Source organism: Novosphingobium sp. B1, assembly GCF_900176395.1.
GTDB lineage: Bacteria > Pseudomonadota > Alphaproteobacteria > Sphingomonadales > Sphingomonadaceae > Novosphingobium.
Genome location: NZ_FWXL01000004.1, coordinates 252,128 through 265,731 on the forward strand (window position 1 = coordinate 252,128; position 13,604 = coordinate 265,731).

Consider the following 13,604-nt stretch of genomic DNA (forward strand, 5'->3'; position numbering starts at 1 on the left):
CCTACCCGAAGCTTGCAGCAAGGCTGCCCATCAGCAGTGCCCAGCCATCGACGAGGACGAAAAGCAGCAGCTTGAAAGGTAGCGAGACGATGGTCGGGCTCATCATCATCATGCCAAGGCTCATCAGCACCGACGAGACGACGAGGTCGATCACCAGAAAGGGCAGGAACAGCATGAAACCGATCTGGAAGGCGGTCTTCAATTCACTGGTGACATAGGCCGGCAGCAGGATCGAATATGGCACGTCGGCAGGCGTCGCGAACTTGGGTGCCTTGGCCATGTCCGAGAACATGCGCAGGTCGGTTTCGCGGGTCTGGCGGATCATGAAGGCGTGGAATTCACGTCCACCGGCAACAAAGGCCTGTTCGGCGCCGATCTGCCCGGCGGAGTAGGGCTGGATGGCGTTGGCGTTCACCTTGTCGAGCGTCGGGCCCATGATGAACAGCGAGAGGAACAGCGAAAGACCGATCAGCACCTGGTTGGGCGGCGACTGCTGCAGGCCCATCGCCTGGCGCAGGATCGAAAGGACGATGAGCACGCGGGTGAAGCTGGTCATCATCAGGATCAGCGACGGCAGGATCGTCAGCAGGCCCATGATGAGCAGGAGCTGCAGCGACAGCGAGAGCGAGCCGCCGCTCTGCGCCCCGGCCATCTGCCCGAAGGCGCGATCGAGCGCGCCCGAAATCGCGGCGGGCTGCTGCGCCTGTGCCGGACCAGCGGCTGCGGCGGCCTGGGCGAAGGCGTGGTGCGGCAGCAGCAAGATCGTCGTCGTCAGGGTTGCGAGAAGGCGCTTCACTGGGCGTCCTCCGCTTCCACCTTCGGACGCGCCGGGGCTTCGGCAAGGCGAACGAGGCCATTCTTCCCGGCGGACACGAGGATCTCGCGGCCATGGAACTCGAGCACGGCAAGGCGCAGCGTGGGGCTGAGCATCTGGGTTTCGACGATGCGCACCGACTTGGGCGCATTGCCGGTCATGAAGCGGCCTTCCATGCGCTTGGCAAACTTGAGGCTGGCCCAGGCAAGGCCGCCGATCAGCGGCAGCAGGACCAGAAGCTTTAGAACGTACCAGAACATCAGGCGTCCCCGCCCTTGGCCGACTTGCGTGCCGGCAATGCGGGGGTTTCCTCGGCCTCGGCCCCGGCCAGTTCGACAATGCGCAAGCCGAAGCGATCGCCTTGCGCAACCACTTCGCCACGCGCAATGAGCTTGCCGTTGACCATCACGTCGAGCAGTTCATCGGTAAGGCGATCGAGCATCACGACCGATTCCTCGGTCAGGCCAAGAACGTCCTTGAGCGTCATCGAGGTGCGGCCAAGTTCGACGGTCAGGCGGACGTCCACGTCCTTGAGGAAATCGAAACCGCGGGGCTGGAAGGTCATGGGAGGATAGCCTCTTCGTGAAATCAGGAAAGCTGGGTGATCTGGATCGCCACGCGATCCTCGAGCGCACCGACGGTGCCGCAGGCGTAAGTCTTGCCGCCGATCTTGACCGGCACGTTGCGCGCAATGGGGACCGGCAGAACCTGCCCGACGCGCAGCGCCGAGACGGCGGCGAGCGGCAGCTTCATGTCGACCAGCACTGCAGCCAGTTCGACCGGCAGATCGGCAAACGGGGCGTCGGTCGGCGATGCGGGACCTCGCGGTGCCCTCGCCCGGCGCCCGGTATCGCCATGGGCGAACATCGTGCCCAGCGTATCGAGCGGGAAAGCGATGGAGATCGCCCAGGGCATGCGGCCCTGCTCGACCACGTTGAGCAGCAGCGAAGCGATCTTCGTCGCATCGGGCATCGCCTGCAACTGGGCAAGGCTGGCATCGCGGCGCACGCTGCGGATCGCGCCGCCATTGCCACCCAGCGCCACGGTCAGCGCAGTGGCAATGACCTGTTCGACCCGGCCGATCATCAGTTCGGCCGAGAGCGGGAATTCCTTGGGCAGCGAGGCCGGCGTGTCGCCGGGACCGCCAAAGGCGCGGTCAACCAGGCGCAGGATGCTTTCGCCTTCGATCGAAACCATGAACGGCGAGGCACCGACCTGCATCAGGCAGTTGGCGGCCAGACGCGGCACTTCCGAGCAGAAATCGGCAAAGTCGGTTTCCATCGGCTTCATCGGATTGATCTGCGGTTCCGCACCACCGAGCAGGGGACCCAGCGCACCACGCACCGCCTTGGCCAGCCGTTCGCTCAGCCGGACAAGCGCGGGCACGAGTTCAGCGGCGCTGGGGCCGGGACGCAACAGGGCCGGATCGTGCCGTGCAATGGCACGTTCGGCAATGAAGGCGCGTTCGGGTTTCATGGGTTGCGTTGACGCTTTCGCAGGTGCTGCCGGGAACGATCGGCGGGATTTACTGGACGATGCCGGAATTACTGCACGATGAAGGTCTTGAAGTAGACGTTGTCGACGCCGCCGAACCCTTCGGTTTCAGTCAGGACCTTGTTGATCGCGGCAGTCAGGCGCTTCTGCAGGCGGCCCTTGCCTTCCGGGCTGATCACGTCTTCCTCGGGCGTGTCGGCAATGGCGATGAGGAGGGCCGACCGGATCGCCAGTTCGTGCTTCTTCATCCACATCACCACGCGGTAATCGCGGCGGGTTGAAGCCGAGATGTTGACCTGCAGCAGGGCATCGGTGTTCTTGAGGTTCGAGGTGAAGTCCTCGGCGAAATTGTAATAGACGGTGCGGAATTCGCTGCCGCCCTCGCCCTCGACATCGGCTGCGCCGCCCTCCTCGCCTTCCTTGGCCTTGGGGGCATAGGGGTCTTCCTCGCCCTTGCGGACGAGCTTGGGGTTGTTGTCCTTCTTGACCTCTTCGGCATGGCCGCCGCCGATGATCCCGGCTGCGACCAGCCCGAATACGCCGCCGCCGCCCACAGCAAGCAGGCCAACCGCCATGACGACCTTCATCATCATGCCGCCGCCCTTCTTCTGCTTCTTGGGCTTTTCTTCCTTGTCGCTCATGTCTGGTCTCTCAAGGTTCGAATGTCAGGATCAGGCGTAGATGCCGCGCTCGCCATCAGGGGCGCGGCGCTCGTCGCGGTTCTGGGCCGAGGGATTAGCCGAGGCGCGCGATGGCGCGCGCTCTGCCGGCTGTGGCTGATGACGCTGGCTTTCGCCCTGGCCGGTCTGGGCGCGGGCGTCGGGCGAGGTGTGCTGCTGTTGCGCCTGGGCGCTGGTTTCGCCGCTGTTGCGGGCTTCGGACGTGGCGCTGACGGCGCGGGCGAAGCCGGGATCGGCGCTGCTCATCGCCACCGTCATGCCGCGATCCTCGTCGGCTTCGAAGCGCAGCGAAACGCGGCCGAATTCGGTATGGCTGACCGAGACGCTGACGGTGCGCGGCGCGGCGTCCTCGCGGGCGCGGGCAAGCGTATCGACCAGCGTGGCGAAATCGACCCGTTCGGGCCGCGCCTCGTTGCGGATGGCAGCGGGCGCTGCTGTCTCGTGCGCCGGGGTCGGACGCTCAAGCGGGACAGCCACGGCGGTCGGGGCTTCGACCGGCACCACTTCAGCACTTTCCTGATCGGGCGTGAATGATGCGCGGAGCGGGGTAACGGGAGCGTTTGCAGCAACAGGCTGTTCGCTATCGCTGCCACGCGCCGGAGCCATCTGCCGAGCCTGCCGTGCCGCAACCAGTTGAGCGGTTGCGGGCAAAGCTGGCGTCACCTGCTGCGGTGCCGAAGCGTGGGCCTCGGGCTGGGTTTCCAGATCAATCTGGGCGCTGGATGCCAGGGCGATATTGACTGCGGAACGCGAGGCTTGCGGATGGGCGGCTGCCAAGGCCTCGGCCTGCGGCTGCGAGGCCACTGACTGAAGTTGAGGAGCGGTGACGGAAGCGGCAGGCGCAGTTTGGGCAGGCGTGGATGCCAGCCGGTCAGGGGCGGCAAATATCGCTGCGATCAGCGACGGATCGGGAAGCGCAACGGCCTCTGGCTCGACGTCATCGTGGCCATCCTGCTTGCTACCATCCGTCTGCGTCTCCGCCTTGGTCTTTGCCGGCGAAGGCTTGGTCGGAAGATCGGCAGGACGTGACTGCGGCAAGGCGGCAACGAGCTTTGCCGCATCCGGCAAGGTCTTGCCGCTTTCCGGCAAAGGCGCGTCTGCCGGTTCTGCCGGGGCAGTCTGCAGCGCGAGCAGCGCCTCGAATGCGATGCCGGGTGCTGCGATGGTGCCAGAGATGGCCTGATCGCCAGCATCCGCCGGATTTCCGCCGTTATGCAGCGGTGCAGCCGCGGTTGCGGGACCGGCGGGTGGCAGAGGCAGGGCAGCGAGATCGAACATCGGCTAAGGCTCCGTGGCGGTGCGTTAACCGTGTTTATTCAAGACCCGTGCCAGATTGCCTTTTGCCGGTAGTAGGTGTTGTTGCGGATGCCGTCTTGCGCGCGATCAGACGGGCCTGCGCCTCGGCGCGCTCTTCCACGGCGGCACGGCGGCGTTCGGCAGCGGCTGCCTCCTGCGCCTTGGCATCGGCGATGCGTCGCGCGGTCTCGGCATCGGCCCGCGTGCCGGTGGTAATGCGATCGAGCCCTGCGGTGAAGCGCCGCAACTGCTGCAACGCATGGGCATCTTGAGCATCGGTGCGGGCGGAATAGTTGGCAGAAAGCCGGGACGTCCGCTCCACCAGCCCCTGAAGCTGCGCCAAGGTGCCTTCCGCCTTGCCCGCTTCGGCAAGCGCGGTCTGCCGGGCGATGTCGCGGATGCGCTCGAGCCGCCGGAGGCGGGCAAGGCGTTCGCGTTCGGCCTTCATGCGCCGATCAGCTGTGCAAGCGCGGCGACGCTCGGCGCCATCGGCACGATTTCGCGCTGCGGCTGGCTGATGAAGCCGGTCAGGGCATCGTGCATGGCGATGGCGCGATCAAGCTGGGGGTCCGCGCCCGAGCGGTACGCGCCCATCAGCACGAGATCGCGGTTGGCCTCGTAGCTCGCCACAAGGGCGCGGAACGTGCGCGCAGCGCGCTGGTGTTCGGGCGCAGTGATGTCGTTCATCACGCGGCTGAGCGAGGCGGCGATGTCGATCGCGGGGTACTGGCCGCGCTGAGCTAGATCGCGCGAGAGCACGATATGTCCGTCGAGAATCGAACGCGCGGTATCGACCACCGGATCGTCCTGGTTGTCGCCGTCGGCCAGGACAGTGTAGAGTCCGGTCACCGAACCACCGCTTTGCGCCGAATTGCCGGCCCGCTCGACCAGCTTGGTGATCGTGGCGAGTGCCGAGGGCGGATAGCCACGCGCAGCACCCGGCTCACCCAGCAGCAGCGCTATCTCGCGGCCCGCGTGCGCAACGCGCGTCAGGCTGTCCATGATCAGCAGCACGCGCTTGCCCTGTGCTCGGAAGTATTCCGCCATCGCCGTTGCCATCATCGCGCCACGGATGCGCAAGTTTGGTGCATGGTCTGCCGGCACTGCGACAATAACCGAGCGCTCGCGCTTCGATCCCTGCATGTGGCGTTCGACAAAGTCCGAGACCTCGCGCGCACGTTCGCCGATGAGGCCGACGATGACGATTTCGGCCTCGGCCCCATGCGCGATCATGTCGAGCAGGACCGACTTGCCGACGCCCGACCCGGCCATGATGCCGATACGCTGGCCGATGCCGAAGGTGGTAAGCGCGTTGAGCGCTCGAACCCCGGTGTCGAAACTTTCGCGCACGGGCGAACGATCGAGCGCGGCGGCGCGGACGCCACCTGCCGGCCATTCGCGACGATTGCTGATCGGCCCCATGCCGTCGATCGGTTTGCCCTCGCCATCGATGGCGCGGCCAAGGAAGGCTTCGCCCACCGGCACCATGCCGGGACGGCCTTCGGGGCGCACCTTTGCACCGGGCCGAAGCAGCACCGGATCGCCAAGCAGCATCATCAAAGTACGGCCGTTGCGGAAGCCGATGGTCTCTGCTGTCAGCGAACCCGCGCCATGGGCGATGCGACACTGCGTTCCGATCGGCACGGACAAGCCCGAAACCTCGAGCATCCCGCCATCGCAGGCGGCGAGCAGGCCATAACGCGCCGGCGTGAAATCGGGTTCGCACAGCGCGAGCGAATCGAGTGCACGATCGAGCGCTGTGAAGTTCGGCCCCATCAGCATTGGCGCAGCGCCTCGTTGATTGCCCGCCGCCACTGCTCGGGCCCATCCTCGACCCCGCCAGTAGCACCCTCGACGCGCAATGCGCCGCGTTCGAGCGAGGCATCTGGTTCAAAGTGCCAGTCTTCGGGCAGGCGCGCCGCGATCAGCGCAAGGTCTTCCTGATGGAGCCGGATGACGCGCTGGTCCTCGGCCCGCGACAACATTGCGGCGGCAATCTCGACCCGGCGGGTCAGCGCGTCGGGATCGAGTGCGGCGGGCGCAATGGCCGCCTCGCACAAGGCGATCACGGTTTCGCGAAGACGATCCTGCAGTTCGGTCTGCATCGCGACATCGAGCTTGCCGAGCGCGAATTCGATCTTCTGCCGAGCGGCTTCCTGTTCGGCGATAAGTTGCGCGGCAGCTTCCTGCGCCTCGCCCAGCCCTTTGGCATAGCCATCGGCCCAGGCTTCGGCGATCGGATCGTGCGGCTCGGGCTCTTCCTCCACCGGCACCATGATCGGTTCCGGTTCGGGCGCGGCAAATTCGCGGAAGAAGCGGCGATCGCGCGCAAAACCTGTGGGCACCTGCCCAAGGTCTGCCAGCGAGATCGCCCGGATAGCAAAGGCCCCCTGGCCGTCAGACATAGTCGTCGTCGCCGGCGCCAAATACGATCACGCCTTCGGCCGACAGGCGGCGGGCTGCGGTGACCATCGCCTTCTGCGCCTCGATCACCTCGGCCATCTTCATTCGGCCACGCGCGGCGATCTCGTCGCGCACGCCATCGGCCGCGCGGCTCGACATGGCGCGGAAGAAGCATTCGCGTTGGTCTTCGGGGATGCCCTTGAGCGCGGCGATCAGCGCGTCGCTGTCGACCTCGCGCAGCAGCGCGCCCATCGACTTGTCGTCCAGAGCGAAAAGATGCTCGAATTTGAACATCTCGTTCTCGATCGCCTTGGCGAGCTGCTTATCCTGCTTGGCAATCTCGGGCATGACGCGTTTTTCGACCGCGCGAACCGAGGCGTTGATGATGTCGGCCGCTTCGCGCGGCCCGCCCATGGCAAAGGCGCCCTGCCCGTGCCGTTCGCCGATGCGCTGGTGCAGCATTTCCTCGAGCATGGCGATGGCTTCGGGCGCAACCGGTCCGAGCGAAGCGATGCGGTGGACGACTTGCGGCTGCACCTCGTCAGGCAGGCCATGCAGCACCGCAGCGGCCACTTCGGGATCGAGCTGGACCAGCAGCACGGCAATCGCCTGCGGGTGCTCATCGCGGATCAGCGGCACGATCACCTGCGGCGTGAGCCATCTGGCGAGTTCGATGCTGGGCGTACGCGAAGGATCGTCGGGCAGGATGCGCTGCATCATGCTGTCGGCCTTGATCTCGCCCACTGCGCGGGTCATCAGCGAGCGGACCTGGCCTACGCGGTCGTGCGCAACGAGCCCAAGGCGTTCGGTCTTCTCGACAAATCCGGCAATTGCCTGGGCAATCGCCACCGGGCCGATCTCGCCCAACGCACACATCTTCTCACCCAGCAGGCGCAATTCGGCCGGTTCGAGCTGGGCCAGGATCTGGGCTGCCTGATCGTCTTCCAGCAGCATGACCATGACAGCCGCGCGTTCCGGATCGGAAATGGCCGCCATCGAGCCGGGGGCTTCCATCAGGTCGCTCATGCCGGGGCACCTTCCTCTTCAGGGGTCTTGAGCATCTGCTTGAGCGCGACGAGCGCGCTGTCGGGCTTTTCGACGACGAGCCGCTGGGCAAGGCTGACTTGGCGAGCCAGCGCCTCGGCATCGACGACACCGGTCTCGGGGTTCTGCGCAGGCTGGATCGCCTGGGCCACTTCCTCGGCGGTGACCGTTTCAATGCTGTTCTCGGCCTCTCCATCCGCTTCGTCGTCTTCGGCTGGCTCACCCTTCTTGCCCTTCTTGGCAGACTTGGCTTCGGCGGGCGCAGGTTCGCGCTTGAGGGCCTTGATCAGCGGGCGAACTCCCAGCAGCAGCACCAGCAGGACTGCGATCAGGGCCACGGCATTGCGCAGGATCGTGGCGAACCATGGCGTTTCCCAGAAGGGGGTCGGCGCAACATCAGCGGGCTTGAAGGCCCGGACAGCGACGGCCACCTGATCGCCACGCGCGGTGTCGGCACCGACTGCGGCGCTGACCAGCTGCTTGATCTGCTCGATGTCCTGCGGCTTGGCCTTGGCCATGATCTCTGCGCTCAAGGCCACGGCGACCGACAGGCGCTTGATCTTGCCCGGAGTCTGGTTCGACACGGCCACTTCTCGGCCGAGTTCATACGTGCGCGAGGAGCTGGATTCGCCGTTGGCACCAGGCTGCGCAGGCGCCGCCTGCGTTCCTTGCGGAGCGCCCGGCTGGGCCGTCGTTGCCGGGGGCGGGGTGTTGGCGGTGACGCCTGGCACGCCTTGTGCGTTGGCGGCGCCGGCCTGCTGCGAGGCGCTTTGCGTTTCTTGCCGGACAACGCCCTGCTTGTCATAGCTTTCGCGCGCCGACGTGACCTGATCCATGTCGAGTTCGAGCTGGATCTCGGACGAGAAGTTGCCATCGCCCAGCATCGGCGTGAGCAGTTGCGAGACCTGCTGGCGCAGCTTGTCTTCCATGCGCTGCTGCAGTTCCAGCCGGTCGCCATCGGGCCCGGTCGTTTCAGAGAGCAAGGCGCCGTGCTGGTCGACAACGCGAACGGCATCGATCGAAAGGCCGGGGACAGACCCCGCGACGAGGTTGACGATCGCACGCACCTGGCTTTCCGAAAGCTGGCGACCGCGCTTCAGTTTGACCATGACCGAGGCCGAGGGCGGCACGCTTTCGCGCACGAACACCGACTTTTCCGGCTCGGCAAGATGGACGCGCACGGCTTCGACGCCGTCGATTTCCATGACCGTCAGTTCAAGCTCGCGCTCACGCGCAGCCTGCAGACGCTGGCCCTCGAGGCCGCGGCTGGCGCCCATCGGCAGCTTGTCGAGCATCTGCGTGCCGGTTTCGGGCGTGGCGATGGCGCCGTCCGAGGCTGCAGCCATGCGCGCCTTGTAGAGATCGTCCTCGCCGACAGTGATCGCACCGGTGTCGTTGTCGATCTGATAGGGAATCGCGGCCTTGTCGAGGCTGGCGGTCACTTCGGCGCGCTCGCTGTCGGAAAGCTGGCTGTAGAGCATGCGCTGCGGCGCGGGTGACATCGTCATCCACAGCACGGCAGAAAGGCCCGCAGCCGATACGCCCGCAAACCATGGCAAGGTGCGTCGCACCGGGGGCTGAGCCAGAAAGGCCTTGGCCCGCGTGCCGAAACTTCCGGCAGCGGGATCGGTCAGGACACCGAAGGTCGATGGTGCGGTTGTTGCGGGAACAAGGTCAGCCATTCAATCACACTCCCATCCGCATGATGTCCTGGTAGGCCGTCAGCAGCTTGTTGCGGACCTGCAGCGTGGCCTCGAACGCAACGCCGGCTTCCTGCCGGGCCAGCATGACCTTGGCGACGTCAACCACTTCGCCCTTTTCGTAAGCCTCGCTGATGGCGCTGGCCTGCTGCTGGCTGGCGTTGACGTTATCGAGTGCACCCTTGAGGCTTTCGGTAAAGCTGCCTGCCGGGCCGTTCGTGGCCTGGGGCCCTTGCGCACCTTGCGTGGCGTCGGGCGCCTTGACCTGCTGGAGCAGTTGCGAGCGCTCCATGATCTGCTGGCGCAGGGCCATGATGTCCTGGATGCCGGATGCCCTGGCACCGATGCCGCCGATGCTGCTCATCGCCGGCCACCGACGGCCCTACCGTCCACTGACCGGCCGTTCACCTCGATGCCGGCTTCACGGAAGCTGGCAAGGCGGTAGCGCAGCGTGCGCTCGGAAATGCCGAGCTGGCGCGCGGCGGCGACGCGGCTGCCGTTGCAGGCCTCGAGCGTCGAGAGGATCGCGCGGGCTTCGGACATCTGGACGATGTTGGACAGCTTGGCATCGCCCGTTGCCGGTGCAGCAACCGGTTCGTTGATCAGGCGGGCCGGCCGGTCGAACACGATGTGCGCAGCCTCGATCACCATGGCGTTGCCCGCCAGCACCAGCGCGCGGCGCATGACGTTTTCGAGTTCGCGGACGTTGCCCGGCCAGTTGTGCGCAAAGAGCAGCGCCAGCGCCTCGTCCGAAATCCACTGGGCGCTCTGCGAATGGCGCAGGGCCATCGCGAAGGCGAGCGGAGCGATGTCGTCAGGGCGTTCGCACAGGGCGCGCAGGGCAAGCGGGAAAACGTTGAGGCGGTAGTAGAGGTCGGCGCGGAAGCGCCCTTCCTCGACTTCCACGGGCAGGTCGCGGTTGGCGCAGGCAATCACGCGCACATCAACCTTGACCGGCTGCGTCGCACCCAAGGGCACGACTTCGCCTTCCTGCAACGCGCGCAGCAGCTTGGCCTGAAGGGTCAGTGGCATCTCGGCGATCTCGTCGAGCAGCAGGGTGCCGCCATCGGCCGCGCGGAAGAAGCCTTCGCTGGCAGCATTGGCACCGGTGAAGGCACCCTTCTGATGGCCGAACAGCAGCGCCTCGAGCATGGCTTCGGGCATGGCGGCACAGTTGATCGCGATGAACGGCTTGTCGGCGCGGGCGGAGCGTTCGTGGATGAAGCGGCTGAGCACTTCCTTGCCGGTGCCGGTGGGGCCGTTGATCAGGACGGGGATGTCGGTGGCGGCGATGCGTTCGGCCAGGGCAAGGATCGACAGGCTTTCGGGATCGGCGGCAATCGGCGCGCCTGGCTTGGCGGCACAGGCGAGCAGGGCGGCGAGCGCGGCTTCGCCCGCCCCGTCGGCATAGCGCAACGTGGCAACGCGATTGCCGGCCTGGCGCATGATCGCCGGGGCCTGCGCACGCTCGAGCAGGACAACCTGCTTGCGCGGCGGCAGGGCCGCGTTCTCGAATGCATCGGCCAGCAGCGACTGACCTTCCGCACCGTAGTTCGAAAGCACCGAAGCTGCGCGCTGAACCAGCGCTGCGTGGGCTTTTGCCGCCGCTTCGGTGAACTGCAGTGCTCCGCAATCGCGAATCATTTCAAGACCCCTGTTAACCATCCTGTCTGGCACCCTCTTTCGCGCGGGACCGACAAACAGGTTGAAACTTTAAGGGGTCGGGTAACCCTAAGTGCGATTACCTAGGTCCGGCATTCTTTTGCCGGGTGGCAACTTAAAACCGGCTGCACTTTGCCGGTCTAGCTTTCCGACAGCCGTGTCGATCCTCTGACCCGGCAGTCCTTTCGGGAACGACACACCACCCACCGGAGAAGAAAAATGGCGGTAATCAATACCAACATCAGCGCCTTGAAGGCGACCAACTCGTCCAACATGGCCAACAAGATGCTCGGCACGGCCATGGAGCGCCTGTCGACCGGCAAGCGCATCAACGGCGCGAAGGACGACGCGGCCGGTCTGGCCATTGCCACCAGCATGACTGCGCAGATCAAGGGCATGAACCAGGGCGTTCGCAACGCCAACGACGGCATCTCGCTGGCGCAGACCGCTGAAGGTGCGCTCAACGAAGTCACCAACATGCTTCAGCGTGTGCGTGAACTGGCCACGCAGTCGGCTTCGGGTACTTATCAGGACACCACCGACCGCGCCTACATGCAGACGGAAGTCGACGAGTTGACCCAGCAGCTCGATCAGATCATCACTAACACCAAGTTCAACGGCGTTGAGCTTTTCAGTGGCGCGACGCCTACTGTGACGGTGCAGACTGGCGCAAACGGTTCGGATACGGTCGATCTGACGATGGCTGACCTGACCACGCTGGCTGCCTCGGGCGGTGCGGCAGGCTCCTATGACGTTTCGTCGGCAACGGCTGCCAACACGCTCCTCGGAACCTTGGATACCGAACTCGATTCGATCTCCAGCGCACGTGCTACGCTCGGTGCCGGCATGAACCGTCTGGAATCGGTGGTTAACAACCTCAACGACAACATCACCAACCTGTCGGACGCCCGTTCGCGCATTCAGGACACCGACTACTCGACCGAAACCACGCAGATGGCCAAGGCCCAGATCCTTTCGCAGGCCTCGACCGCGATGATCGCACAGGCCAACCAGAGCCAGCAGAACGTGCTGTCGCTGCTGCGTTAAAGAATGAGAAGCGCCTGTCTCCACCAGGCGTGATCATGAACCCGGCGGCCTTCCCAGCCGCCGGGCCTTTCTGCATTCTCCGGTGCAATACGAAGAAAGGCGGCCCGTTGCTGGGCCGCCTTTCGAACGTCCAGATGGCGCGGGTTACTTCACGCCAACGGGGAAGCGCACGCCATTCGGCGCGGCCGTGGAAAGCCGTCCGTCGCTCCGCGGACCGCCCAGCAGGACCAGACCGGCAAGATGCGGCGTGGCCATCGAGGTTCCCGAGATCGTGTTGTAGCCGCCGCTCAGCCAGGTGGACAGGATCGACACGCCGGGCTCGGCAAAGTCCACCGGGTCGTTGATGACCGAGTAGTTCGAGAAGCTCGCGAAAGCGTCCGTGCTCGAAACCGCCGCGACCGTATAGATATACGGGCCGTCGGTGCGCGCGGGCGAGTGGTTGTTGGCATCGTCGGTTTCGTTACCGGCGGCGAGTGCGAAAATCACCTTGCTGTTGTTCGACGCATTGAGCACTGCGGTGTCCAGCAGCTCCGAAACCGGACCGCCAAGGCTCATGTTCGCGACATCGCCTGCCTTGCCGACGGACGCCACGTAATCCACCCCGGCAATGACATCGGAATAGGCACCGCTGCCGCGCCGGTCGAGCACGCGCACAGCCACGACCTTTGCTCCTGCGGCAACGCCGACCACGCCGATGCCGTTGATTTTTGCGGCGATGGTTCCCGAAACATGGGTGCCGTGACCGTTAAGATCCTGCGGCGAGGTTTCACGGGAGACGAAATTCTTGCTGAGCGTGGTATCGACGTTGAGATCGGGGTGGGTCAGGTCGATGCCGCTGTCGATCACGAAGGCGCGGCCCGTTCCGCTGTAGGCGGCGCCGCCACCGACGCGGGTGATGCCGACAGGTGTGGTTTCGGCAGTCGAGCCGCCGCCGCCGCCAGGCTTGGCCAGCGCGTTCACCGGATCGATGATCGTGGCGATCTGATCGGCTTCGCAATAAGCGATGTTGGGGTTGTGTTCGGCAACGACTGCTGCCGCCTTGGCGGGCAGGTTGATCGAGAAGCCCTGCAGTGCGTGGGCATAGACATGGCCGATGCGGCCGCCGGCCTTGCCGACGACCTTGTTGGCCTCTGCCCGCTCGGCCCCCGGCGCGACGGCGCCAGCCTTGAACACGCAGATCCAGCTATCGGGAATGGTGGTGCCGGGTGCTGCCGACTGCGTGGCGCTGGCCTGGACGAGCGATGCTCCCCCGCTGCCGCTTGAAGCCGGAAGAAGCACGGGGCCCGCGCCCGCTCCCTTCGTGCCGCCCGCTGCGGCAAAGACAATTCCTGCGAGGGCCAGAGCAGATACCGTGGCCATTGCTGCAAGTTTCTTCATCCGTGATGCACTCCCCGTCGATTGCGCGGGGTCAGGGCATCACACCCTTGCGCACCCCCGCGCGATTTCGGGAAGCTGCACCGGAGC

The 13,604-nt window shown here is 65.5% G+C and carries 15 protein-coding genes; 1 reads left to right on the forward strand and 14 read right to left on the reverse strand.

Annotation, left to right across the window (positions count from 1 at the left end; all coding sequences use genetic code 11):
• Position 1 precedes the first annotated feature (1 nt).
• From fliP to B9A23_RS09265, 13 genes are all read right to left on the reverse strand, one after another.
• Positions 2-796: a flagellar type III secretion system pore protein FliP gene (gene fliP, locus B9A23_RS09205; protein WP_084278563.1), complete on the reverse strand. Its 795-nt coding sequence runs from the start codon at positions 794-796 to the stop codon at positions 2-4.
• On the reverse strand, positions 793-1,074 hold the full coding sequence (locus B9A23_RS09210; RefSeq protein WP_084278564.1) for a flagellar biosynthetic protein FliO: 282 nt from the start codon (positions 1,072-1,074) through the stop codon (positions 793-795). The genes fliP and B9A23_RS09210 overlap by 4 nt, the downstream gene beginning before the upstream one ends.
• A complete protein-coding gene (gene fliN, locus B9A23_RS09215) occupies positions 1,074-1,379 on the reverse strand; it encodes a flagellar motor switch protein FliN (RefSeq protein ID WP_084278565.1) in 306 nt (101 codons plus the stop codon). Before fliN ends, B9A23_RS09210 begins: the two co-directional genes overlap by 1 nt.
• 23 nt (positions 1,380-1,402) lie before the next feature.
• Positions 1,403-2,290 carry a FliM/FliN family flagellar motor switch protein gene (locus B9A23_RS09220; RefSeq protein ID WP_084278566.1) on the reverse strand — a complete coding sequence of 296 codons (888 nt, stop codon included), beginning with the start codon at positions 2,288-2,290 and terminating at the stop codon, positions 1,403-1,405.
• A gap of 68 nt (positions 2,291-2,358) precedes the next feature.
• Positions 2,359-2,949 (reverse strand): flagellar basal body-associated FliL family protein, encoded by a 591-nt coding sequence (locus B9A23_RS09225; protein ID WP_084278567.1) that lies wholly within the window; start codon positions 2,947-2,949, stop codon positions 2,359-2,361.
• Positions 2,950-2,979: 30 nt separating this feature from the next.
• Positions 2,980-4,266 carry a hypothetical protein gene (locus B9A23_RS09230; RefSeq protein ID WP_084278568.1) on the reverse strand — a complete coding sequence of 429 codons (1,287 nt, stop codon included), beginning with the start codon at positions 4,264-4,266 and terminating at the stop codon, positions 2,980-2,982.
• Positions 4,267-4,300: 34 nt separating this feature from the next.
• On the reverse strand, positions 4,301-4,732 hold the full coding sequence (locus B9A23_RS09235; protein WP_084278569.1) for a hypothetical protein: 432 nt from the start codon (positions 4,730-4,732) through the stop codon (positions 4,301-4,303).
• Positions 4,729-6,060: a FliI/YscN family ATPase gene (locus B9A23_RS09240; RefSeq protein ID WP_139797411.1), complete on the reverse strand. Its 1,332-nt coding sequence runs from the start codon at positions 6,058-6,060 to the stop codon at positions 4,729-4,731. Before B9A23_RS09240 ends, B9A23_RS09235 begins: the two co-directional genes overlap by 4 nt.
• Complete coding sequence (locus tag B9A23_RS09245; protein WP_084278570.1) at positions 6,060-6,689, reverse strand: FliH/SctL family protein; 630 nt, start codon at positions 6,687-6,689, stop codon at positions 6,060-6,062. The genes B9A23_RS09240 and B9A23_RS09245 overlap by 1 nt, the downstream gene beginning before the upstream one ends.
• Positions 6,682-7,713, reverse strand: a complete 1,032-nt coding sequence (fliG, locus tag B9A23_RS09250) for a flagellar motor switch protein FliG (protein ID WP_176217934.1) — start codon at positions 7,711-7,713, stop codon at positions 6,682-6,684. The genes B9A23_RS09245 and fliG overlap by 8 nt, the downstream gene beginning before the upstream one ends.
• Positions 7,710-9,413: a flagellar basal-body MS-ring/collar protein FliF gene (gene fliF / locus B9A23_RS09255; RefSeq protein WP_084278571.1), complete on the reverse strand. Its 1,704-nt coding sequence runs from the start codon at positions 9,411-9,413 to the stop codon at positions 7,710-7,712. Before fliF ends, fliG begins: the two co-directional genes overlap by 4 nt.
• 4 nt (positions 9,414-9,417) lie before the next feature.
• Positions 9,418-9,795 (reverse strand): flagellar hook-basal body complex protein FliE, encoded by a 378-nt coding sequence (gene fliE, locus B9A23_RS09260; protein WP_084278572.1) that lies wholly within the window; start codon positions 9,793-9,795, stop codon positions 9,418-9,420.
• Positions 9,792-11,075 (reverse strand): sigma-54 interaction domain-containing protein, encoded by a 1,284-nt coding sequence (locus B9A23_RS09265; protein ID WP_084278573.1) that lies wholly within the window; start codon positions 11,073-11,075, stop codon positions 9,792-9,794. The genes fliE and B9A23_RS09265 overlap by 4 nt, the downstream gene beginning before the upstream one ends.
• A 237-nt stretch (positions 11,076-11,312) precedes the next feature.
• Here B9A23_RS09265 and B9A23_RS09270 point away from each other — a divergent pair, with 237 nt between their 5' ends.
• A complete protein-coding gene (locus tag B9A23_RS09270; RefSeq protein ID WP_084278574.1) occupies positions 11,313-12,140 on the forward strand; it encodes a flagellin N-terminal helical domain-containing protein in 828 nt (275 codons plus the stop codon).
• Positions 12,141-12,284: 144 nt separating this feature from the next.
• Here B9A23_RS09270 and B9A23_RS09275 read toward each other — a convergent pair whose 3' ends face one another.
• Positions 12,285-13,517 (reverse strand): S8 family serine peptidase, encoded by a 1,233-nt coding sequence (locus B9A23_RS09275; protein WP_217806591.1) that lies wholly within the window; start codon positions 13,515-13,517, stop codon positions 12,285-12,287.
• Positions 13,518-13,604 lie beyond the last annotated feature (87 nt).